This is a genomic window from Anaerotruncus sp. 80, from assembly GCF_009936115.1.
Taxonomy (GTDB): Bacteria; Bacillota; Clostridia; order Peptostreptococcales; family Anaerovoracaceae; genus Senimuribacter; species Senimuribacter intestinalis.
Map to the genome: position 1 here is coordinate 1 of NZ_QWES01000013.1, position 23,807 is coordinate 23,807.

Here is a 23,807-nt window from a genome sequence, read left to right on the forward strand (position 1 = left end):
TGATATGTGTTTTTTAGGAATCCTTTTGGGACATTTTCTCTTGCGCTTTCTTAAGACATTATCACTTTTGGAGCAGACAATTATGCGAACTGGCTTATCGCAGACTTGACAACTCTGTTATATCAAATACATATTTGCAATGTACTCATCAAAAACCTGTCGCTTTATTACCCTCCGATTTCCAATCCATAATACAAATGGGCAATCTTCTCTATTTGTCATCTCATATAATTTTGCTCTGCCAATCCCTGTATAAGCGACCGCTTCATCAATAGAAAGATTTGTTTTATGCCACAATGGGACTTCATATTTAGACTGCTTTGCCTTCTTATTATCATTCATCAGCCTGTACCTCCTTGTCCCCGGTGGAAGTACACCTTTCATAAATGATATAATCCCAGCCCATATTGTCGCACTTATCGCATTTCTCCCTTTTGGAAGCCAGCGGATCAAGCCGCCTAACAATATAATTCTGTGTTTTCTTATATGCCTGTAAGCAGGCAGGACAAAGGCAGCGAATATCCCCCTTGTGCTTTTGCGGCTTATCCACCCACAAACCAAGCGCTTTCTTTAAGCCGTGATTCACCTTACGGAGCAGATATTCGTTGTCAACAAATCCGATATACTCCACAAGCTCGGACTGATTGACTGTTTTCAGTTGTTCCAGCATAACCATCGAAGGCTCTTTGAGTCCAAATTTATCTCCCAAGATAATATGGGACGGCAAATAACGCTTCTTTATAACTGATGTAAGAGCTGCAACAACCGTTGTCATGCTTGCCTGATTGCCTTCATCGCATTGAACTACAAGAACAGGTCTTACCCCATTCTGAATTGAGCCTGCATTGTTTCCAAAATCATGCAGATAAATTTCTCCACGCTTCACCTTTTCTTTATTCTCTGTTTGCATAGCATTGACCTCGCATTTCCAAGATTAAGTGAAGGGGAAATCTTTATCCGGATTCAAAACAACCCCTTCACTAATTTGGAATCAGTCAGCCAAATGACAACCTATTTTCGGAAAAATCCCTCAAATATTTTTTTCACTTTCTTGATCGCTGCGTTCAAATGCTTTTCAATCGCCTGATGAGATACACCCTCCGCTTCGGCAATTTCCCTTGCGCTTTTATTTGCAACATACCGAGATATGAGGTATTTGTATTGCTTTTCGGTAAGGGTTGAGAGAGCCTTGTCCATCAGCTTCATCTTCAACTGATAACGATTTTCTTCGTATTCCTCTGTTATCTGCTGCTCAAAAAAGTCAGGAACAAAGACCTCCGAATGGAATATCCCTATAAGCTCATCGTCACATCCAAAAGCGTCCTCGTTATTTAAGCTGCGCTTATAGAATTTGCTTTCATTTCTTCTAAACTCATATACTGCCTTTCCCTGTTCAACGGACAGCAGCACGAACGGTATGTAGCGGGATATAATATCAGGGTATTTTTCAAACAGTTCTTTTTCGGATAGTTCTGTAATAACCGCCCATTGCTCCACGCCTATGTATCCCTCATACTCGTACTTCAAATTGATAACCTTACACTCGTTCTGAAACTCCTCTTTCAGAACATCAAATTGGCTTTTTGCCATTTTCTTTACATCCAGTCTGAATTTTCAAAAATGTAAAAATTCAGACCGTAAGGCGGCGAACGGCAGCCGACACTATATAAGGTCGAAATACCACAAAATATAAAAACGCACCTGCATAGCGACAAATTTCGCCGTGCAAGTGCGTTTGTTTCATTGTATTTATGGCATATCAGTTCAGTATGTGAGCCGCATTGTCCTTTTGTGGGGTAAATGCTTTTTTCAATGAAATACTTTCTGATAATACCTTTGTAACAGTTTAATATTCGCTGCTCATCACAAGCAGCGGAACGCCGAGAATAATCCAGCGCATTAAAAAACCTCCGATCCAAAAAAACTCAGAATCGGAGGGTGTAGGCATATTAAATCGCCCTGTCAAAACCTCGTTTTTTTTATTTGGCAGGGTTCATATTTCTTTATAGTTCAGTTATCTGCGAACTGTCAGTCCACTTATAATTGAATTGCTGTGCCATTATAAAGATGGCATAAATCAGTATAATTATATATGGAAGTGGACTGTAAGTGCATAATAAACCTGAAACGCTTGGTTGTATCATTAAGGCAGCTCGTGAACACGCCGGGATCACCATAGAAGCGTTGGCTGAAAAAGCGAATATTACCGAGCGATACCTATATCGGATCGAGAACGAGGGCAAGAAACCGAGCTTCGATGTCCTACATAAGCTCGTCCGGGAATTGAACATTTCTGCGGATTCGATTTTCCACCCTGAGAAGCCGTCCAAAGATTCCGAGGTAGAAAATCTCCTCCGTATGCTTTCAGCTTGCGATGAACGGTCGTTAGAAGTCGTTAAAGCAACTGCGAAAGCCTTAATTGATACTGCACCCGAAAAGTAGCCGCAAGGCTGCTTTTTCTATCAGATTAAGTTTATCAAAATAACATCAAATCTGTTATCGCACTCTGATAAAATCCTTGTAAAGCAAAAACAGAGCCGCAGTTTTTACTACGACTCTGTTTCTCATTATGTTTAGTTTTTAGGAAATTTGATTGTAATTTCAGTACCTTTATTTACAATGCTGTGCAACTCAATTTCCGCATTATGCAGTTTTGCAGCGTGTTTTACAATAGACAGTCCAAGTCCTGTACCACCTATTTCTTTTGAATGACTTTTATCTACTCGATAAAATCGTTCAAAAATGCGCTCTTGATGTTCTGCCGGAATGCCAATACCCGTGTCGGTGATGGTCAGAACAGCAAATTCATTTTCATTCTTTACCCCTACAGATACCGAACCGCCCCTACAGTTATATTTGATCGCATTGTCACAGAGATTGTATATAATCTCCTGAAGCAGCTGCCTGATGCCGTTGATCAAAACAGTTTCTCCATACAGTTCAAATTTTATCCCATTGCTTTCTGCTTCGTCGGCAAGAGAATTTATCGTTTCCTCTGCTACCGCATATAAATCCACCATATCCCATTTCATATCTTCAGCGCCTTCGTCCAAATGTGAAAGCCGTATAATATCTTCCACTAATTGAATCATGCGTTGTGTTTCAGAGTAAATACGCTTTAAAAAGATGGGAATGTCCTCCGGCTTTACCATACCGTTCGCCAAAAGCTCAGCGCTTCCCGATATGGTATGCAATGGCGTCTTTAACTCATGTGAAACATTGGCTGTGAATTCACGGCGTAATTGTTCCGCCTTTTCTTTCTCCGTTACATCAAGTATTAAAAGCACAATCCCGGATACTATATTGTTTGATATAACAGGACTTGCCATCATTTGATACCGACCACATCCAAGTTCCACAACTCTTTCTGAATGTTCCCCGTTCTTCGCCCTATTAAGCAATTGGGCTAATTCCAAGCTGCGGTTTATTGACACGATATCCTCACCTATGCAAAAACAATCTGTCCCAAATAGTTTCGCAGCCGCCTTGTTGATACTCAAAACAGTTCCTCTATTATTCAGCAAAATAATTCCCTCAGACATAGCGGAGGTCATCACTTCAAGCTCATTCTGCCTTTGTCTTAATTCCTCACTTTGCCGACTAATCTCTTTTTGCTGTGTATCAATACGCCGAAGCAGAGGAGAAAGTTCATCGTATCCATTATTATCTAAAGGTTTATCCAAATTTAATTCATTCAACGGCTTAACAATTTTCTTTGACAGTCTCGAAGCTAAAAAAGCTGATAAAATAATAGCAATCACAAATATAATCATAATTGGCTGCAACATACCGAGTGTAAGTATGAGCAGAGAATTCTGTGTTACTGAAAGCCTGATAACAGTTCCATCTGGCAGTCGCTTTGCTCCATAGAGATAACGCTGCGTTAATGTGGAGGAATAACGGGAACTTGCACCATATCCCTCTGAAAGTGCTTCTTTTACTTCTTCCCGTTCAAAATGATTTTCCATTTCATCAGCCTCTGATATGCTGTCATAAAGAACTTTACCATCTGTTCCTATCCAAGTAACACGGTAATCTTTTATATTTAAGTTTTTCAGGTAATCAAGTCCTTCATCTTCAACGCCCTGTGAAGCAAGATCAATTTGCATACGCAGTTGATTTTGTTGGATTCCAGAAAAATAGTCATACAGTACAGTCATAAAAAGTACGGCTGAAGCAATAAATATGCTGATGGCAACAACGAATACAGTACGAAAAATTCTTTTTGTCATAGCTTCGCCTCCATTCGATACCCAACACCTCGGACAGTTTCTATATAACTTCCACATTCTCCGAGTTTTGTACGGAGAGTTCCAATATGAACATCGACTGTTCTTGTTTCGCCTATATAATCAGAACTCCATATTAATTGTAATAATCTGTCACGGGTGAAAACTTTTCCAAGATTATCCATAAACAAATACAAAAGATCGTATTCTTTTAATGTAAGCGTGATACGCTCGCCGCAGGCATAAACAGTATGCTCAGATTCCTTTATTTCAAGATTTCCCACCTTTAAAGTTTTTGGGGTGTTTTTTGGAGCTGTCCGCCTAAGTACAGCTTTCACACGGGAAACCATTTCCATCATTCCGAATGGCTTTGCAAGATAATCGTCTGCACCTGTGTCAAGACCGATTACCTTGTCATATTCAGTTCCTTTGGCTGTTGCCATAATAACCGGAATATCTGCGGTAACAGTATTGTTACGAAGCTTTTTTAGAATCGTGATTCCGTCATCACCCGGCAGCATAATATCAAGTATAATAAGTTTCGGCTGATCCGCTTGCAACGCACTAAAAAATTCTGTACCGTCCGTGAAGCCTTTTGCTTCAAACCCAGCAGAATTTAAAGCATATATCATTAAATCTCTAATTCCATTGTCATCCTCTACACAATAAATCATTGTCATTCTCCTTCTGCATAAAAATACCCATATTATATTATAGCGTAAATCCGCCTCTTTTTCAACTTTGCTTATATGCAATGAAATTATCGTTTATCTCTCTTTCCTTCCAGTAATAGAAAACAATACCCACTTTGCAATTTCCACCGCATGATCACCCATACGCTCAAAATACTTTGCAATCATAAGAAGGTCGAGAACTTTTTCTCCGTTTGATTCAGGATTACCAAATTTTTCTATCAAATCTGTCTTTACTTCGTCAAAGAGACCGTCTACCACATCATCGTAGGTAATGACTGCATTTGCAATCTCTATATCTTTCTTCACAAAGGCGTCAATACTGTCTGTTACCATTTTGATTGTCGCTCTTGCCATATCCTGAATATGCTCCGTATTATCGGAGGGTGAAATGTTCGCCATAGTCACAATTTCTACAATATCGCCGGAATTGTCCCCAATGCGCTCCATATCCGTCACCATTTTCAGTGCGGAGGAAATCGTTCGCAAATCCTTTGCCACCGGCTGCTGCTGAAGGAGCAGCTTCATACACATGGTTTCAATATCCCTCTCTTTTCTATCTATCTCAGTTGACAATTCGGGGACTTTTGCCGCCATTTTCGTGTTGCCCTCTGAGAGTGCTTTTGCCGCCATTGCTATGGCATTTTCACAAAGAGCGCCCATTTCAATAAGCTCTTTATGAAGCAGTTCCAGTTGTTCATCAAATTTTGACCGCATTTAACCAAACCTCCCTGTAATATAATCCTCTGTGCGTTTATCCCCCGGTTGTGAAAACATTGCTTCTGTCTCTGAAAATTCAACCAAATCCCCCAGCAGAAAGAATGCCGTATGATCTGAGATACGGACAGCCTGCTGCATATTATGTGTAACAATGACAATCGTATATTTTTCTTTCAGCTTCATTGCCAGTTCCTCAATATGCGAAGTGGAAATTGGATCAAGCGCCGAAGTCGGTTCATCCATCAGGAGAATCTGCGGCTCTACTGCAAGTGCTCTCGCAATACAGAGCCTTTGCTGCTGACCGCCGGATAGTCCCAAAGCATTTCTTTTCAGCCTGTCCTTTGCTTCCTCCCAAATAGCTGCATCCCGGAGTGAGCGTTCCACAATATCATCGAGTTTTGCTTTGCTTCTAATTCCGTGTGTACGAGGTCCGTAAGCAATATTGTCATAAATGCTCATTGGAAATGGATTCGGTTTTTGAAACACCATTCCGATATTTTTACGAAGTTCGTTTACATCAACTGAATTGTCATAAATATTCTCACCGTTATACATAACTTCGCCCGTAATCTTAACGCTGGAAACCAAATCGTTCATCCTGTTAAGTGTTTTCAAAAATGTGGATTTTCCACAACCCGACGGACCGATAAGCGCCGTTATGCTTTTTTCGGGGATTTCCATATTGATATGTTTAAGTGCCTGTGCTTTTCCATACCATAAGCACAGATTTCTTACTGTCATTATACTGCTCATAGGCTTCTCCTTTTCTTGAAATAACGGCTGACAATATCAGCGGCAAGGTTGATAAGCAGCGTCATAATCATTAGTATTGCGGCAATCGCAAAAGCTATTTCAAATTCACCCTGTTCCTTTGCATAAACATATAACGCTACTGTCAGCGTACTGCCGGAGTTTTGCAGCCCCTCAAATAATCCATATAATTCGTGGGCAAGTCCAGCTGTAAATAAAAGCGCCGCCGATTCGCCAAGAATTCTTCCGATTGACAGGATACATCCTGTGACCACCCCATCCACACAACCGGGAAGTACCACAGTACGAATTACCCGCCATTTTCCGGCTCCAAGTCCGAACGCACCTTCCCGGTAGTTCTGTGGCACGGTTTTCAGGCTTTCCTGCGTAGTGCGCATAACAGTAGGCAGATTCATAATAACAAGCGTCAGCGCACCAGCCAAAAGGGATGTTTTCATATTTAAAAACTGACAGAAGAACAACATACCAACAAGCCCGTAAATGATTGATGGGATTCCCGACAGGGTTTCCGCAGCATATTCAATCGCCGTAACAATTCTTTTATTCTTTGCATATTCCGTTAAATAAATCGCCGCCCCCACTCCAAGAGGTATTACAAAAACAAGCGTGGCAAGAATAATATACAAGGTGTTCAGAATATTTGGCAGAATCCCAATGCGTTCTTCAATATAGCTCGGTTTTGTAGAGAGCAGTTCCCAAGTGATATGGGGAATTCCTTTCACAAGAATATATCCGAGCAAAAACAATACAAGTGCCGCCGTAATTCCCACTGACAGCCAGCAGAGCCACTTCATAGCAAAAATATATCCTTTTCGACTTTTGTTCACTTTGAACCCTCCTTATCCCGCTTCAAAAAGAAATTAAGTGCAGCGTTTATCAGCATAATAAAGAGAAACAGTACAAGGGCGATGGAGAACAATGCCTGCTGTTGTAACCCACTTGAATAAGACATTTCTGAAGCAACTGCTGTTGTAAGAAAACGCACACTCCCAAATAGGGATGGCATATTGGCTACATTTCCTGCCACCATCATTACTGCCATCGCCTCGCCAATGGCACGTCCTACGCCCAACACAACAGCCGCCGCAATTCCGCTTTTTGCCGCCGGAACAGACACCCGGAAATAGGTTTCCACCGGAGTAGCGCCAAGTGCCAAAGATGCGTCCTCATATTCCTTCGGTACAGCTTCCAATGCGGTTATGGAAACTTTGATAATTGACGGGAGAATCATTACCGCCAAAACAATCATTGCCGCAAACAGACTTGCACCGTCCGGCAGATGAAACAGCGTCCGAACTGCCGGCACTAATACAAGCATTCCCACAAGACCGTAAACCACCGACGGGATTCCCGCAAGCAGACTGACCGCCGATCCCATAATGGTTTTTATTTTTTCCGGAGCAAGCTTTGCAAGATATACAGCGGTCATAAAGCCGACCGGTACACCGATTACGATAGCTCCGGCTGTACCGTAAACGCTGGTTAAAATAAACGGCAGAATTCCATAGGAAGCTTTTGCTGCTGTGGAAGCCCAAACTTTCCCAAACAGAAATTTGAAAACTCCAATTTCCCGAATAGCGGGAATACCCGATATGATAAGATACACTGTAATCAGCAAAACAAATCCTACTGTAATAAGCCCCAATATCAGGAATATGCCGTGTATGATGGTTTCAAATAATCTCTTTTTCTTCATCACTACATTCCTTTCAAAATGTGAAAAGCAGCGGTTTCCTATCGCCGTCGCTTTTACAGTCCTTTATTTTACCGGTACGGCTCCTGCTTTCCTGATTAGTTCCGAAGCGTCGCTTGAAGTAATGTAGTCAAAGAATTTCTGTGCTGCATCAGACAGTTTACCCTCGGTTTTCGTAACCAGCACAAAATTACGCTGCACCTTATAACTGCCGTCCTTAATTGTTGTTTCGCTGGGCGTTACGCCTCCGACTTTCAATGCTTTTACGCTGTCCTTTACGGAAGCAAGAGACGCATATCCGATTGCTGCCGGATTCCCCGCAACGGTCGTAATCACATCTCCGGTAGAGGTAAGTTCCTGCTTCAATTTGCATTGATCCTTTGTTCCCGTAATGGATTCAAAGCCGTCACGGGTTCCGCTTCCTGCTTCTCTTCCAATTAAGACAATCTCAGCGTCCTTACCGCCGACTTCTTTCCAGTTTTTAATCTCACCAGTATAGATTTTGGCAATATCCTCAATCGTAAGATCATCTACGGTATTTTCGGGATTGACAATGATTGCAATACCATCATAAGCAATAACTGTTCCTTCAAGTCCTTTTGCTTTTTCTTCATCTTTCAAATCACGGCTGGAAAGTCCGATGTCACAGCGTCCTTCCGCTACTGCTGTAATGCCTGTACCAGAACCAGTGGGATTGTATGTAACGGTAATTCCTTCGTTCTCTGCCTCAAAGGTTTCTTTCAACGAGCCGATTACTTTTTCCATAGAGGTAGAACCATCTGTTGAAACTGTACCTGTTTCCTGTTTTCCACATCCGGCAAGCATACCGAAAACACAAACTGCGCCAAGTGCTAATGCAAGTATTTTCTTTGTTTTCATAATCAAATTCTCCTTTTGTTTTTTCTCCATAATCTTTTCGATTACGGTTTTATTATACCGACCGAACATCAAATTCGTTATCTTGCGATTGTAAAAACATTGTAAAGTTGATTTTATGTAAGCCGCTTGCATTTCTGCAAACGGCTTGTTTTCTAATACTGTGGCACACCGTATCCGTAAATCTGATAATTCCCTATTGAATACTGATTGATTCGGCAGCTATCGCCGGAATTGCCTTCTACGGTGTAAACAATACCGTTTTCGACTTTTTCCACAATTCCAACATGATCGGTTTCACCATCGCTCTCCCAATCAAAGAAAATAATCATTCCGGGAACAGGCTCGGCAGATCCGTCAAGCCATTGTCCTCTGTCCTTAAACCATTGTGCGCCGTTGACGCAGCCCGCAAATTTCGGGATAACTCCAGTATCAATATAGCCGCACTCGTTAGCGCACCAGCTTACGAAACAGGCACACCATTCCACACGAGAATTGAAGCTGTACCAACTTCAGTACGGCTCTCCGCCGACATTGCCGACCTGAGACAACGCAACGGTTACAATCTGATCGCTGCTGTACGAGATACCATAAAGGACAGCCGACCAAAGCGAATTGTTTTCATCTTTCAGCAATTCGGCAAGGTAGTCCTTGTAGTTTGCGAATTGAGACAAAAAATTCCCCTGAGAAGCTTCTTTATCTCAGGGAAACATTGCTATCCACATATTAAAAACCATTTCAAATTGCGGCTTTATTCATAAAGCAAATCTTTTTATAAGCAAATTCCTTCTGCTTTTTCGTCGGCAATATCTTTAATAACTCCTCCTGCGTAAAATCTTCCATCGGCGTTCCTTTTGAAAGAGCAAAAAGCTGTGTAATCAGCCAATCCTGCCATAAGTCCTCCAACATATCCCTGCTGTCCGTATAAGTCGTGACACTGTCAAATCCCTCGTTTGGCATATAATTCTGCAATTTCACAAACCCGAACCTTCCGGCGTCCACCACCAGCACATCATCTTCCTGATAGATTTCCAAAAAGGCATTGGCAACCTTTCTGCATTTTTCCCTTTCTTCCTCTGTTATATATGTCTGTTTATTCATAGGCTTTCCCTCCTGTATTTCCCTTGCAATTACATTGTATTGGAAATCAAAGAAAACTTGAAGTTTGCGACCGGGTACATCGTACAACGCAAAAAAGACCTTGAAAGGTGTTATCCTCTCAAGGTCTTAATTTTAGAAATTATGCAATTTTTTCATCTCTGCACAAGTCTACGCACCATTTGATGTAAGTTTGATGTAAAGATGTAGGGCTTCTCGATTTTTCATGTCCGCAAACCCGCATAAATACTGGGTTTTTAATCCTTGTTGTTCGGTAATGACTTCATCGTCGGGAACAGGATAATATCTCTAATGCTCGGAGAATCTGTGATTAAAATAACCACTCTGTCGATTCCTATTCCAAGTCCCCCTGTCGGTGGAAGTCCAACCTCCAGCGCATTGACAAAGTCCATATCCATCGGATGTGCTTCATCATCTTCACCGGAATCAAGCTGTGCCTGCTGCTCGGTAAATCTCTCGAACTGGTCAATTGGATCGTTCAGCTCGGAAAACGCATTGCAGACTTCCCATCCATTGATGTAGCCTTCGAATCTTCTGGTGATCCTCGGATCTTTCGGGTCTCTCTTTGCCAGCGGCGAAATCTCTACAGGATGTCCCATCACAAAGACTGGTCCGTCCAGATAGCCCGGAACATCTTCGCAGTATTCTTCAAACATCTCAGCAATAATCTTGCCGCGTGTCATTTCCTTCACTTCTTCCGCATCCATGCCATAGGCGATAGCGGCGGCTCTCGCATCTTCGTCAGAGTCAATCTTGTGGAAATCAACGCCGGTAATTTCCTTTACGGCATCGGTCATATCCAGTCTTCTCCAAGGTGGAGTCACATCAAAATCCTTGCCCTGATAAGTGATAACTGGTGTACCGTTTACAGCCATGGCTGCCTTGTAGATTACCTGCTCTGTTACGTCCATCATGCTTTCCATATTGCCGTAAGCCATATAGCATTCCATGGAAGTAAACTCAGGGTTGTGGTTTCTGTCCATGCCTTCGTTTCTGAACATCTTGCCCATTTCGTAAACTCTGTCAAGACCGCCTACAATCAGTCTCTTCAGATAAAGCTCGTTGGAAATACGCAGTTTCATGTCGATGTCCAGGGTATTGTGATGGGTGTTGAACGGTCTTGCGTTAGCACCACCTGCAATCGTAGTCAGAATCGGTGTATCCACTTCCAGGAAGTTGTAATCCTCTTCCAGTACTCTCTTAATCTCATGGATAATCTTTGCTCTCTTATAGAAAGTCTCTCTGACATCAGGATTTACGATTAAGTCCACGTATCTCTTCCTGTAGCGGATATCCGTATCCTTCAAACCATGCCACTTGTTTGGCAGCACCTGCAATGACTTGGATAAAAGTACCAGTCTCTTTACCTGAATGGAAATTTCCCCTGCTTTTGTCTTAAAAATAGTTCCTTCTACACCGATGATATCACCGATATCATAAGTCTTAAACCAGGTGTATTCATCTGTGCCGATGTCGTCTCTCTTGACTACGCACTGGATTCTACCCTGCTTATCCTGAATGTCGACAAACGCCATCTTGCCCATTCTTCTGAAAGCCATGATTCTTCCGGCGCAGGACACTTCCTGATCCTCCATGGCGTCAAAGTTATCTTTGATGTCCATGCTATGGGCAGTCACATCCCATGTTTCGTTGACAAAAGGATTTCTACCAGCTTCCTGCAGTTTCTTCAGCTTTTCTCTTCTGATCAATCTCTGCTCATTCAGATTTTCTTCCGAAAGTTCCTCAACTTCCGGATTTACATTCATGTTGTTATCTTGTGTACTCATATCTATCATCCTTTATACTACTTGGTTATTTCTTCAATTCTGTAGTGCAGCACCCCATCCGGAACTACGATTTCGGCAACCTCGCCGATTCCTTTTCCGAGGAGTCCCTGACCTACAAGTGATTCGTTGGAAATTCTGGCAGGCTCTGCAAACGGGTCTGCTTCGGTAGAGCCTACGATAACAAAGGACTGCTCCTCACCGGTCTGTGTCTCTACTACTCTTACAGTCAAACCTACGTTTACGTGATCGCCGGAAACTTCATCTTCGTTGATAATCTTTGCATTTCTCATCATGGTTTCCAGTTTGTGGATTCTCTCTTCCAGTTCAGCCTGCTCATTTTTAGCGGCATCGTATTCTGCGTTTTCGGAAAGGTCTCCGTAAGAAATCGCTTCCTTCAATCTTTCGGAAACTTCTTTTCTTCTAACGGATACCAGCATGTCTCTTTCGGCCTCTAATTTATCATAACCCTCCTGGGTTAGAAGTATTTCTTCTGACATATTCTAATTCTCCTTTCAGCAATGCCATAGTCCGAGTATTATACTCTAAAATTGTGCATTTGTCAATGTTTTCGCCCTTTACTTGTTTCCTTTTTTGTTTCCTTCGACGAAACGTTTAATTTTTTTACCTGTGGTCTTCTCAAAATCCTCCCTGCGGATGTGAAGCTTTTTGATTTTTTTATAATACGGAAGTCTTTCATTGATCTGATCAACGGCTTCCCATACCAGTCCTTTTACATCCTCTTCGGTAAAGGCTTCTCCCAGCGCTTCGCTGATTTCCTCTTCATCTAAAGTCACTGTCGCTGCGATGGTCATATCGTTTCCATCTTCAACCTCATCTCCCCAAACCATACTTTCTGAAATATATGGTACAGCGCTCAGATAGTATTCCAGCTCTTCCGGAAAAACATTCTTACCGTTCTTAGTGATGATCACATTTTTCTTTCTTCCTGTAATATATATGAAGTTCTCTTTATCCACATAACCCAGATCACCGGTATGAAGCCACCCATCTTCCATTACCTCTGCGGTCCCTTCAGGATTCTTGTAGTATCCCAGCATTACATTATCGCCTTTGTAGCAAATCTCGCCAACGCCGTCTTCGTCAGGCTCTGCGATTCTGACTTCCATGCCAGGCAGCAGATGTCCCACAGAAGCAAGTCGCATATCTTTTTCGACGTCCGGATTCAGCGCTGTCATCGGTGAGCACTCCGTCAAACCGCAGCCCTGCACACAAACAATGTCCAGGTCATTGAAGAACTGTAAAATCTCAGGGTCGATTGCCGCGCCGCCGGAAATGATAACACGCATTCTACCGCCAAATACTTCCAGAATTTCCTTGGTAAACGGCTTGCTGATGGACACACCCATCTTCTTGGTCTTTCTATTCATTGTCAGAAGCCGTTTCAGCATCTTTTCTTTGCCTTTTGCTCTGACATTTTTCCAAATCTTCTTATATAAAGTCTCAATGAGCACCGGCACGCCAAGAAGCATAGTCGGCTTCACCTCTTCAAGGTTCTTTGTGATATATTTCAAGCCCTGGCAGTACGCGATTGCGGCGCCTTTGTAAAGCGGCATCAGGAACGCGCAGGTACACTCGTAGGTGTGGTGCACCGGCAGTACCGAGAAGAAAATATCAGTCGGATTGACTTTCAAAATCGTCGGTGCGCTCATCAGGTTGCTCGCCAGATTGTAATGAGACAGCATAACGCCTTTGGCAATTCCAGTAGTACCGGAAGTATACAGGATAACACTCATCTCATCACCGTAAATTTCTGCATCCAGGAACTGTCTGTCTCCCTGCGCAACCAACTCCTTGCCCTCTTTGATGAGGGACTTCCAGGAAAGAGTTTCCTCTTCATGCTCTTCTGTGTCAAAGTTTACCAGAATTTCTAATCCAGTTTCTCCGCTGCGTTTCATGTCGCGGAACATATCCGCAAATTTTCCGCCGAAGATAACGCCGGAAACCTCGGCATCGATAATCTGTGCTTTCAGTTCTTGCTCGCCAAGTTCTTTATCCAGAGGCACTACAACACCAGTTCCGCATAACACTGACAGATAAGAAGACTCCCACTGATAGCAGGTTTCCCCAATAACTGCAACGCGTTTTCCTTTGAGACCGCGGTTAATCAGCGCCGTTCCCAGACCGTTGACATCGGCAAGCGCCTGTTTATATGTGATTGCTGTATACGGAGCGTCTTTCTCAAATTTCTGCATAAAGGCGACGTTGTCCCCGTAAAGGTCTGCGCTGGTCTCGATCATGTGCTTGATATCCGTAATCGGACGGCTCTCCTTATATCTTACGTAAGGATCCGTGCTTTCAGAAATCGCTTTCACAAAAGCCTTTGCCCTCTTCATCTCAGCATCCTTCATCTGCGCATAACCAGGCTTTTCCTGCGGCTCTGTCTGCACGCTGTCCGCTGCAAAGTTACCGTAGCGCTTAATCTTTCCGGTGGTCGTCTTATCAAATTCTGTTTCTCTGATATTGATGCGTTTGATTGCCTTATACGTCGGCATTTTTTTGTTGGTTTTGTCGACCAGTTCCTTGTAAAAATGATAGACATCGCTGCTGCTCATCTCGCCAAAACGCTCTTTCAAAAGCGGGTAATTCGGGAAAATATCGGCGGTAATCATCACATTGCCGACTTTGTCGTCTTCTCTGCCATACACCAGCGCTTCCTGTATCAGTTCATCTTCCATGAGCACAGTTTCCACTTCCTCAGGGAAGATATTCTTGCCGCCTTTGGTAACGATGACGGTCTTCTTTCTGCCGGTCAGGTAGAGGAAACCGTCCTCATCAAGATATCCCAAGTCGCCAGTGTAAAGCCAGCCGTCTTTCAGCACCTCGTCGGTAGCTTCCTGATTGTTGTAATACCCAATCATGACGGAGTCACACTTGCAGACCACTTCACCGATTCCGTCTTCGTCGGGGTTCTCAATGCGAACCTTTGTGCCAGGCATCGGTTTTCCGACTGAGGCGGCTTTGCTGTATCTGTCCTGATTTACTGCGATAATCGGTGCGCATTCACTCATGCCGTAGCCTTGAATCATCGGAAGCCCCATAGCCTCAAAATCTTCGATGACTTTCGGATCGATTGCAGCGCCACCTGCGATGAGCAGGGTGATATTGTTGCCGAAATTCTGATGAATTGCCTTAAACAGCTTTTTCATCAGCTTCGGATTGTTGTAAAGTTTCAGTTTCTTGGACAGGTCAATTGCCTTGCGCAGCTTTTCCGCCTCGCCCTGCTTTTCAGCCTGCTTCCACATGCCTTTGTACATTTTTTCGAAGACGAGAGGCACGCCTAACATAATCTGATTATGAACTTCGTTCATGTTTTTCTGGATATATTTGATTCCCTCGCATATGACAACAGTTCCTCCCTGATAGAAGCAGGTGCAGATGTCGCAAGTGAACTCGTAAGCATGGTGAATCGGCAGTATAGACAAAGTCTTTGTCCCAACTGGCACATGAACCAGCTTGGACATGCTGACTACATTGGCAACGATATTCTTGTGGGAAAGCATAACGCCCTTGGACGTACCCGTAGTACCGGAAGTAAACATCAGGGTCGCCAGCTGCTCTCTGTCAATCTCTGCGTCCACATAATCGCGAATGCCCTCTTTCAAAAGCTGCTCGCCCTCTTCAATGAGTTCATCCAAGGAAAGCGCCTTCTCGCTGTGCTCGCTCTGCCCCATGGAAATAAAGTGTTCCACGTCATATTTTTCTTCAAAAAGAGGCGCCAGCGCCTTTTCGCTGCGTTTCGTATATACCAGGGCGCTTGCACCGGAGCGCTGCACCAGACTCTTCATCTCATCGATAGGCAGGTTCTTATCCAGCGGTACGATAACGCCGACACCGCAGACCACTGCAAAGTAGGTCAAAATCCACTGCCAGCAGCTTTCACCGACCACTGCGATTTTCTTGCCTCCAAGTCCCAGGTCAAGGAGCCTGGTTCCCAGAGCATCCATTTTCTCTTTAAATTCGCCAAAGGTAATCGGCTGAAAAGTTCCGCCCGGCTTATCCTTCTGTAAATACGCAGGCACATCTTTATAAAGCGACGCGCTGCTTTCAATCATGTCTTTTAAGTCCGCAACTTCCCGCACCGGGTAGTATACGCCGTCATATTTCTTGTTGTTCATATCGATTTATCTCTCTTTTCTCCCGCCTTCTATGGGCAAAATTTTACTTAACCATTAATTTATTATTTTACCATTTTTAGGTGGTTTCCGCAATAGATTTGCAGAAGTCATGAGGAAAATATTTAAAAAATTTTAAAGAAATAGGGCGGTTTTCAAGCCGTAAGATAATTTCGGAGTTGTAGCCGCCGGTTTGTAACATCTTCCTCAAGATTTTGGGGACTGTGTGGAACGGTTTTCTTTGATGGGGCTTAGGGCGAAACGTGGAGCAATGCAGCACTTTGCCAGCAGCGCACTGCAAATAAAAAACGGCGGCAATCCGTTATGATACCGTTGCCGCCTTTCTCTCTTCAATGTACAAATCGATGTCTCTGATAATATAATTTTCTCCTGTGGTGTGCAGCGCCTCAAAGCAGGAATAGATGTAATTCCAGACCTTGTATCGGCTGAATAACTCGGCCACCTGCGCGCCGGTCAGATTTTTTGCCGACTTATACTGCTCCGTGCAGTAAATCAGAAAATCTCCTTCTCTGCTCATCGTCATGCCTCCTCCGGAAACGTAAACGTTCCCCTTTGTTTTTCTTCGTCAAACATATTGAATATGGTCAGTGGGCTAAAATGCCACAGCTTAGTATCCTCCTGTTCCAAAAAAGAATAGACTTTGGAACTGTAGAATTCCTCTGAAGCAGTTACCTCGCTGCAGCAATACTTTTCTGCAATCAAGCCGACCACCTGTGGAACAAGGAGTATCAGCATCGCTTCAAATTTTTTCTTTTCCATTCCTGCCTCCATCAAAGTTCTTCTTCCGGCACAGTCCCGATAAACCGCAGATAGCTTAACGCATGTTCGGAGGTCAGTACCAGCTGATTGTACAATTTCTTGATTTTAAGTGCCTCCAAAGCCTGTTCTTTTGTCAGCGCTCCGGCACTATAAAGCGTAAATGTCGTATAGACGTCGTCGTCAGCGACAGGTCCATAGATGATGTCATATTTGTCCCCGTCATATGTCCCCGCTCTGTTCTCCGATACAAAATCCAACCAATCTTCGTCAGGAAACGCAAAACGCAGTACAAAGCATTCCGCAAAGGCGACAGTTTCGTCAATTTCATATATATTCACAACTCTGCTACCTTCTCTGCTACGCTTATATACCTTGTCCGCAAAGGCAATCGCCTGTTCTCTATTCGTCGTAGTATAAAATCCAAAACCAAAATCCAGGAACCGATTCTGCCGAATCAATTTAGGTGCGGGTACCTCCACATTACTCCCATGATATAAACGCATCCTGCACCTCCAATCAAGTCTTCAATCTCCCGCAGGCAGGGGAGGATTTTACCCCCTCGCTTATTTTCTTAATCCTAACATAATCAGAGTCATTTTACAACGAATTTGTAACATCTTGTATAGTTTTTAATCGCATTCTATCACATATTTCCGCATCTTGTGACAAAATAGAACTCGTTTCGTCTGGTATTTTTTCAGTTCTTTAATTAGATAGTAATTCATCTAGTTCCCCATACAGGAACGAAATTTACAAGTTGCAGCAAAGCGTACACAATATGGCACTACGATAAAAGTTGACAACAGTAAAGTTGCTGGAATTTGCGAATCTTGTGGAATTGCATTTATAACCAAAAAGTAATTACAAACTATAATATTTCTCTCGCAAAATTTTTACTGATATTTCTCCCAATACTTAATCAGTGCTCTTGCCGTTGCCTTGCCGTAAGCCACTAGCTCTTTCTTCGTGTCAAAACCTTTCCGGTCGGTCTTGTTATCAATAAATCCATATTCCACCAGTACCGGCACGCCAACGCCCTTGAGGAAGTACAGGTCATTGGTGTACTTAACGCCTCTGGTATTCTGACCTTCCTTTTTCAGTTCCGCGATAATCAGGTCAGCCAGCACCTTGCCGAGGCGGCTCTTTGTCACGGTGCCTTTCCATACCCAGACTTCGTCACCATCGCCGCCACCGGCATTAAAATGTCCGTCAACGGACACTACTCTGTAGCCTTTCGCTTTGTACCTCGCCATGTCTGCAACGTGCACCGCAAGTGACATGCCGCTGCCGTCCTTTTCCGGATATGCCACTTTATATGTACGTCCCTTATGCGCCAGCAATTCCTTTCTGCATGCTGCCATCACAACTCTTGCCATATCTGCTTCCACAAATTTTCCGCTGACGGCACCGGGATCTGCGCCGCCGTGCCCTGCAGATAAGTAGAATAAAATTGGTTTTTTTGCCATCGTTTTTCACCTCCAAATAAAAATCCCCGCCAAACGGCAGGGTAAATTGACTATTGCATAATCTCTTCATTCGTGGTATATTGGTGTCAAGAGGAAACCGGAAAAAACGGTTAACCATGTTAGCTAAAAATAGCCGCCTAGGTCGCTAAACTATCGGCGGTTATTTTATTTCCTTCACAATTCTGTAAAGAATCAGCAGATAAACTACATCAAATATGTACTCTGTCATGCCATCACCTTCCTTGAAATCCAAAACCCCTTTCGAGTTTTGGGGAAGGTCAACCGCTTTCTTAGTTCGTCCTCTTGACTATATGTATTATACCATGCCTTGTTCCTGCGAACAAGGTTCTTTACTTTTCATCGACTTCCGGCAATCCTGCCACACTGGTAAGCATAGACAAAATACCTGCCAGCGCTGCTGATGATGCCGTGACCTGCCAGCTTACATCTTCCAGCACAACGCTTGTCCCGATCATGGCAACGGCTGCCTGTGCCATTGTCTTAATTGCTCTGATTCCTGCTGCTTTAAGCCATTTCTTACTCATTTTCATATCTCCTACTTTCCTTTATGTTCTAAATATGCAATTTCTGCCTTATTCTCATCAACCCGCTTGAAAACAGTTTTCACATCCCGTTCCAGCACTGCGGTGCGCTCAATAAGATTGTTATGCTTGTCCTGCTTTTCTTCAAGGCGCTGGATGTCTTTTCTTACCTCGCTCAGTGCCGCATCAACCTTAATGTCCTGCGCCCGCTGCTGCCGGCTGGATACGATTAGCTGCACGATAATTAGTCCCGTTGCGGTGATTGCAGCTGTCATAATCTCTGTCATATGTACCTCCTTTACTTTGTTACTTTTTTCCATAGACTTTCTATCCCTGTCATATCAACTTTTTTGATAATGCTTGTAATTCATTTTATATCCGCCTTTAACTAGATGGTTCCCATGTTACTGAATAATACGAATATTTTCTATTATAAGCGATCCATATATTATCATTACAACATAGATAATTAAAATGTCCGCTGTCTATATTTGATTGAGTCCAATTTTTTCCGTCTAATGAATAGTATAAACCAGTATCGCAACCTGCTATCCATATACCATTTGAATTTTGAATTTCAAAACAATTTATTCCAGTTACATTTGATTGACTCCAGGTTTTTCCATCTAATGAATAGTATAAACCAGTAGAATGTCCCATAACCCAAATATCATTTTTATAATATATACTATAAAAATATCCACTGTCTATATTTGATTGAGTCCAGGTCTGTCCATCTAATGAATAATATACCCCGGTGTTAAGATCATTAGCTGTTATCCATATACCATTACAATTATAGACAGAAGAAAAATTGGCAGAAGTTATATTTGATTGAGTCCAGTTTTTTCCGTCTAATGAATAATATAAGCCCTTACCGCTTCCAGCAACCCAGATGCCATTTGCAAAATATGCCTTATGAAAATATCCACTATCTATATTTGATTTAGTCCATGACTTACCATCCAATGAATAATTAAGGCCACTATTACTACATGCTACCCATATACCATTACAATTATAGACAGAGGAAAATTCACCAGAAGTTATATTTGATTTAGTCCATGACTTACCATCTGATGAATAATAAAGACCGCTATAACTGACAGCAGCAACATATAAATTGTTAGCGCCGTATACACAATTAACCCCGGTGGTTAAATTACTTTTAGTCCATGTCTTACAATTATCTTCTGAATAATAAAGACCATTGTATAAACTACCGCATAACCACAATCTATTAATATAATCTATAAAATTGAAATAAGAACCAGTTATATCACTTTGATTCCATATTTTCCCATCTTTTGTATAATATACTCTATTATAAGCTGTAATTACGCATGTGCCATTAGCATTGTAAAAATTAAGAGGTTCTTCAACAGAAATAAAAATATTTGTAATATGTCTACAATTATCCTCAGAATAATATAATCCGTTACCTCCAATAACCCATATACCATCAGAGTACTGTATGTTGCTAAAATTTCCACTAGATACATCGCTTTGCCAATCTCTTCCGTTAATAGAATAATAAAGGCCACTATTACTCCCAGCGACCCAAATATCGTTTTTATAACATATACTCATAAAATTTTTGTCGGTTATATTACTTTGCGTCCAAACCTTTCCATCGTCTGAATAATATAAACCATCTGAACCGCCGGCAACCCAAACATCGTCATTGTAATCTACAAAATTGAAAAATCCACTAGTAATATTGCTTCTTGTCCAAGTTTTTCCGTCTGTTGAGTAATGCAACCCATAATAATCAGAATATAAAATAAAAATATTATTATTATATTTTATACCTTTAACATCTCCAAATGTTATATTACTTTTTATCCAAGCTTTTCCATCTTCTGAATAATACAGCCCATTAGTACAAGTTATATTCCATATTGAATTATAATAATATATTTTTGAAGAATTATGGATTTCTGTATTTTTCGTCCATAATTTACCATCTGTTGAGTAATATAGCCCATTTGCACTACTTACAATCCATATATCATTATTATAATATATATCATAAAAATAGTCTTCGTCTACTCCGCTACATTGAATCCAATATTTACCATCTAAAGAGTAATACATTGAATCATACTGACTACCTGCTATCCAAATATCATTTGCGTAGTATATAGTCATAAAACTATTATTGGTCACATTACTTTGTGTCCATGTCTTACCATCGGTTGAATAATAAAGACCATGTTCAGTACTACCAATAACCCAAATTTCACCGTTATAATAGATAGAATCAAAATTAACTCCAGTAATGTTGCTTTGTATCCAAGTTTTTCCATCTTCTGAATACATAAAACCATCGCTGGACAATACCCATAAATTATTATAATTAACGAATTTGCCAATAGGTTTTATATTACTCTGCATCCATTTAGTCCCATTAGGAAAACTGCTGCCGCTTCCCCCGCCGGTATTCTTCACACTAATACTCATTTCCTCTTCACCTCCATAATCACCGGCACATCCACTGCCGGCACATCTCCAAATGCTTTTAATACATTTGCAGATACACTACCTACAACCTTCGCACTGCCCCACGCTTCAAGCTGTTCTTCTGAGCAGCTGCTGTCCGGCTCCACTGCAAGATCATAAGAACCTGCCGGATACTCGGTCTCAAAGCTGTAGGTTTTGTCCGTCTGATCCCAGCTTTGCGCTCTCACCACACCCAGTACAACTGCAGACTTTTCGGCTTTACCTGCGACACCTTCCGCAAGCTCCGCAAAATCAGCCGCCTTCGCATACCGTCTGTCTGCGGCAAGTTCGGTCAAAACTCCCGCCTGCGGCACTTCTACGGTCACGTTTTCCGTATCCGACACCTTTATACAAAGATTCCACTGAATAGAAAATGCCGGCTGTTGTGCTTCTGTCGGAATTTCTTCACCTTCCTCCGCTAAAGTCTGACTGACCATGTAGAGAATTTCTCCAAGGTCCGGATCCTGTGCATAGATCCCCAGAGTCTGCATATGGTAAGACTCTGTAAGCCCTTTATTGGTAAGCAAAACGGGCAGAGTAATTTCGGCTGCGTCAGTATTCGTTTCCTTGTCCAGTAAAACCAGCTGCTGCTTCGGCTCCGGCTGCTGAGCCAGCGAAACAAGCTGCGCCGGATCAATACGCCCAGCGCCTGCTATCGCCTTCGTAAGTCGAAGAGGCTGCTCCTTGCTAATCAGCTTCATATCCAGCGCTTTTCCCTGCTGGGTTCTACAAAAATTTGTCCATGTTGCCATTTATTCTTCCTCCTTTACCTCATACATTTTAAACACTCCGGCTTTTGCTGCCAGATATCTTGCTGTCACCATTTCATAAAAAATCGAAGTGACTATTTCATAAATCAAATGGGCGGGTTTCAGTATATTCAGTTCCCGTCTCACTGCTGCTATGACATCTTGCGGCACTACATCGCCAAACATCACAGTAAACTTGTTTTTTCCCGTATTTTCTTCAATGCGCACATCCACGCCGGTCAAATTTTCAACGATTTCTATTGCCTTGGCAGGCGGCATCGGCGCACGGGTTCTGCGCCTGTTCACAATCTGATTTCGCCGCTGAGAGAGACTCAGTTTTTCATCGGGCAAAATTCCGTATCGCTCTTCCCAGTAAGGCAGCGACCAGGTAGCCGTCTGGGGCATAACCTGTTCAGCAAACTCTCTCGCCCACTGTTCCAGACGAGAAAGACTCATGCCCACCTCCTCCAAAAGCCACAAAAATACATAGGCATCGCTGTATACCGGCGGAAACCAGCCGAGAATTTCCCGCGCCTTATCGCTTTTCAAAATCTCTTCAATTCTCTCACTGCTGTAATATTCCATCCTGTCACCTAGCGCCTTTCTGCAAGGGAAATACCGTCTTGCTCAATTTGCGGGAACTGATTGACTTCTACAGCAATATTGCTGCGGTCATCGTTTACAAGAAGACTTTCATAATCGTAATCCTTCACGCCCTGGGTTTCCGAAAGCAATGCCCCAATACGCGTATAGCGGATTTCCTTTTCCAAAGGCACTTCTGCCAAATATCTTCTTATCTTTTCTGCAAAAGCACTTTTAACTGCTTCCAAAGATACACCCTCCATCAGATTTACCGTCGCTGAAATATGCACCGGCAAAATCGCCGGCGGCACTACAGAAAGCACAGCGCCGTTAATTGGCGCTTTACGCCTTTCCGGCTCATCAGGACTTACAATATAGTCATAGACTTTTTTGCAAAGGCTCTCCGCTGCGGGATTCCCCTGACTGTCTGTCAGCACGATCGTCACAAGCCCCGAATCATCGTCTTCCGAAGGCGGCACCACCACGGCTGTTCCCGTGCCGTCCACTTCCTGCGCCCAGCGCTTGTAATCGCTGGTATTTCCTACAAAGGAAAGACCCTGCATTTTCTCGTATTCCATAATCCGCGCTATAAAGCTTGCGTCGCTTTCCTCATCGGTTCCACCTTTTGCAGCTTCTGGATTTGTCACTGCAGAAATCCCCTCAATAGGGCTTTCCTGCAGGATAATCGTGTTTGCGCCTACATTTCCGCCTGTTCCCGGCGCTTCTGCCCTTACGGTAACTCGTCCGCAGCCGTTCTCATCCAGCGTCACAGCTTCCGCAGAAACAAAACTCACCGACGCCGTATCATTGACACTGGCTGTTGTAAAAACCGTTCCTGCAGGGATTACCGCTTCTGCTGTGCCCGTCACGGAAAGCTCCGCCTCTGCATAAGCAGCCGCCTTTCTGCTCATCCCGTTTACCTGTCCATGATAGTCCACATATTCCGGTTCTCCTTCGCAAAACTGTGGAAAGATTCTTTTCATCGCTTCTGCCAGGATAAACTGCGCAAAATACGCTTCCTGCTTTGCCGTAGGCGCAAGGAGGTTGTACGGGTGACTGCCCTCGCTCACATCAATATCCTCCGGCAAATCTGCGGTCATCTCTTCCATAATTTCTTCAAAATCTCTGTTTAGAAATTCCGGCATAGTCCATTCTTCTGCCATCTT

General features: G+C 42.9%; 25 protein-coding genes and 1 pseudogene. 1 reads left to right on the plus strand and 25 read right to left on the minus strand.

Annotated elements, in window-relative coordinates:
• Positions 1-117 precede the first annotated feature (117 nt).
• The 3 genes from D1155_RS07600 to D1155_RS07610 form a co-directional block, all read right to left on the minus strand.
• A complete protein-coding gene (locus tag D1155_RS07600; protein WP_160201798.1) occupies positions 118-342 on the minus strand; it encodes an excisionase in 225 nt (74 codons plus the stop codon).
• Positions 335-910 carry a type II toxin-antitoxin system PemK/MazF family toxin gene (locus D1155_RS07605; protein WP_160201799.1) on the minus strand — a complete coding sequence of 192 codons (576 nt, stop codon included), beginning with the start codon at positions 908-910 and terminating at the stop codon, positions 335-337. Before D1155_RS07605 ends, D1155_RS07600 begins: the two co-directional genes overlap by 8 nt.
• A gap of 101 nt (positions 911-1,011) precedes the next feature.
• Positions 1,012-1,590: a sigma-70 family RNA polymerase sigma factor gene (locus D1155_RS07610; RefSeq protein WP_160201800.1), complete on the minus strand. Its 579-nt coding sequence runs from the start codon at positions 1,588-1,590 to the stop codon at positions 1,012-1,014.
• A 519-nt stretch (positions 1,591-2,109) separates the two neighbouring features.
• Here D1155_RS07610 and D1155_RS07615 point away from each other — a divergent pair.
• A complete protein-coding gene (locus D1155_RS07615) occupies positions 2,110-2,442 on the plus strand; it encodes a helix-turn-helix transcriptional regulator (protein ID WP_160201801.1) in 333 nt (110 codons plus the stop codon).
• Between the two features lie 131 nt (positions 2,443-2,573).
• On the opposite strand, the gene D1155_RS07620 is transcribed toward D1155_RS07615, so the two are convergent.
• From D1155_RS07620 to D1155_RS07725, 22 genes and pseudogenes are all read right to left on the minus strand, one after another.
• Positions 2,574-4,232 carry an ATP-binding protein gene (locus D1155_RS07620; RefSeq protein WP_160201802.1) on the minus strand — a complete coding sequence of 553 codons (1,659 nt, stop codon included), beginning with the start codon at positions 4,230-4,232 and terminating at the stop codon, positions 2,574-2,576.
• Entirely contained in the window at positions 4,229-4,903 is a 675-nt protein-coding gene (locus D1155_RS07625; RefSeq protein WP_160201803.1) for a response regulator transcription factor, read from the minus strand. Before D1155_RS07625 ends, D1155_RS07620 begins: the two co-directional genes overlap by 4 nt.
• A 93-nt stretch (positions 4,904-4,996) precedes the next feature.
• Positions 4,997-5,638: a phosphate signaling complex protein PhoU gene (gene phoU / locus D1155_RS07630; protein WP_160201804.1), complete on the minus strand. Its 642-nt coding sequence runs from the start codon at positions 5,636-5,638 to the stop codon at positions 4,997-4,999.
• The gene (gene pstB / locus D1155_RS07635; protein ID WP_160201805.1) at positions 5,639-6,394 is read right to left on the minus strand and encodes a phosphate ABC transporter ATP-binding protein PstB; all 756 of its coding nucleotides are present in this window, start codon (positions 6,392-6,394) and stop codon (positions 5,639-5,641) included.
• Complete coding sequence (gene pstA, locus D1155_RS07640; RefSeq protein WP_160201919.1) at positions 6,391-7,206, minus strand: phosphate ABC transporter permease PstA; 816 nt, start codon at positions 7,204-7,206, stop codon at positions 6,391-6,393. The genes pstB and pstA overlap by 4 nt, the downstream gene beginning before the upstream one ends.
• A 29-nt stretch (positions 7,207-7,235) precedes the next feature.
• On the minus strand, positions 7,236-8,108 hold the full coding sequence (pstC, locus tag D1155_RS07645) for a phosphate ABC transporter permease subunit PstC (protein WP_160201806.1): 873 nt from the start codon (positions 8,106-8,108) through the stop codon (positions 7,236-7,238).
• Positions 8,109-8,171: 63 nt separating this feature from the next.
• Entirely contained in the window at positions 8,172-8,984 is an 813-nt protein-coding gene (locus tag D1155_RS07650) for a phosphate ABC transporter substrate-binding protein (RefSeq protein WP_160201807.1), read from the minus strand.
• Positions 8,985-9,136: 152 nt separating this feature from the next.
• Positions 9,137-9,634, minus strand: a pseudogene (locus D1155_RS07655) (CHAP domain-containing protein); the annotation flags it as partial.
• 85 nt (positions 9,635-9,719) lie between these two features.
• Positions 9,720-10,082 (minus strand): hypothetical protein, encoded by a 363-nt coding sequence (locus D1155_RS07660; RefSeq protein WP_160201808.1) that lies wholly within the window; start codon positions 10,080-10,082, stop codon positions 9,720-9,722.
• A gap of 254 nt (positions 10,083-10,336) precedes the next feature.
• Positions 10,337-11,887, minus strand: a complete 1,551-nt coding sequence (gene lysS / locus D1155_RS07665) for a lysine--tRNA ligase (protein ID WP_160201809.1) — start codon at positions 11,885-11,887, stop codon at positions 10,337-10,339.
• A 17-nt stretch (positions 11,888-11,904) separates the two neighbouring features.
• A complete protein-coding gene (greA, locus tag D1155_RS07670; RefSeq protein WP_160201810.1) occupies positions 11,905-12,384 on the minus strand; it encodes a transcription elongation factor GreA in 480 nt (159 codons plus the stop codon).
• A 78-nt stretch (positions 12,385-12,462) separates the two neighbouring features.
• Positions 12,463-16,023, minus strand: a complete 3,561-nt coding sequence (locus tag D1155_RS07675) for an AMP-binding protein (RefSeq protein WP_160201811.1) — start codon at positions 16,021-16,023, stop codon at positions 12,463-12,465.
• Positions 16,024-16,342: 319 nt separating this feature from the next.
• Entirely contained in the window at positions 16,343-16,558 is a 216-nt protein-coding gene (locus tag D1155_RS07680; RefSeq protein WP_160201812.1) for a DUF3791 domain-containing protein, read from the minus strand.
• Between the two features lie 2 nt (positions 16,559-16,560).
• Positions 16,561-16,800 carry a hypothetical protein gene (locus D1155_RS07685; RefSeq protein WP_160201813.1) on the minus strand — a complete coding sequence of 80 codons (240 nt, stop codon included), beginning with the start codon at positions 16,798-16,800 and terminating at the stop codon, positions 16,561-16,563.
• 11 nt (positions 16,801-16,811) lie between these two features.
• On the minus strand, positions 16,812-17,303 hold the full coding sequence (locus D1155_RS07690; RefSeq protein ID WP_160201814.1) for a DUF3990 domain-containing protein: 492 nt from the start codon (positions 17,301-17,303) through the stop codon (positions 16,812-16,814).
• A 390-nt stretch (positions 17,304-17,693) separates the two neighbouring features.
• Entirely contained in the window at positions 17,694-18,266 is a 573-nt protein-coding gene (locus D1155_RS07695; protein ID WP_160201815.1) for an N-acetylmuramoyl-L-alanine amidase, read from the minus strand.
• A gap of 350 nt (positions 18,267-18,616) precedes the next feature.
• Positions 18,617-18,811 carry a holin gene (locus D1155_RS07700; protein ID WP_201759558.1) on the minus strand — a complete coding sequence of 65 codons (195 nt, stop codon included), beginning with the start codon at positions 18,809-18,811 and terminating at the stop codon, positions 18,617-18,619.
• Positions 18,812-18,822: 11 nt separating this feature from the next.
• A complete protein-coding gene (locus D1155_RS07705; protein WP_160201817.1) occupies positions 18,823-19,095 on the minus strand; it encodes a hypothetical protein in 273 nt (90 codons plus the stop codon).
• A gap of 97 nt (positions 19,096-19,192) precedes the next feature.
• Positions 19,193-21,271: a hypothetical protein gene (locus D1155_RS07710; protein ID WP_160201818.1), complete on the minus strand. Its 2,079-nt coding sequence runs from the start codon at positions 21,269-21,271 to the stop codon at positions 19,193-19,195.
• Positions 21,268-22,062 (minus strand): hypothetical protein, encoded by a 795-nt coding sequence (locus tag D1155_RS07715; protein ID WP_160201819.1) that lies wholly within the window; start codon positions 22,060-22,062, stop codon positions 21,268-21,270. Before D1155_RS07715 ends, D1155_RS07710 begins: the two co-directional genes overlap by 4 nt.
• Positions 22,063-22,644, minus strand: coding sequence for a putative phage tail protein (locus D1155_RS07720; protein ID WP_160201820.1), 582 nt, complete (start codon positions 22,642-22,644; stop codon positions 22,063-22,065).
• A gap of 8 nt (positions 22,645-22,652) precedes the next feature.
• Complete coding sequence (locus D1155_RS07725) at positions 22,653-23,804, minus strand: baseplate J/gp47 family protein (protein ID WP_160201821.1); 1,152 nt, start codon at positions 23,802-23,804, stop codon at positions 22,653-22,655.
• Positions 23,805-23,807 lie beyond the last annotated feature (3 nt).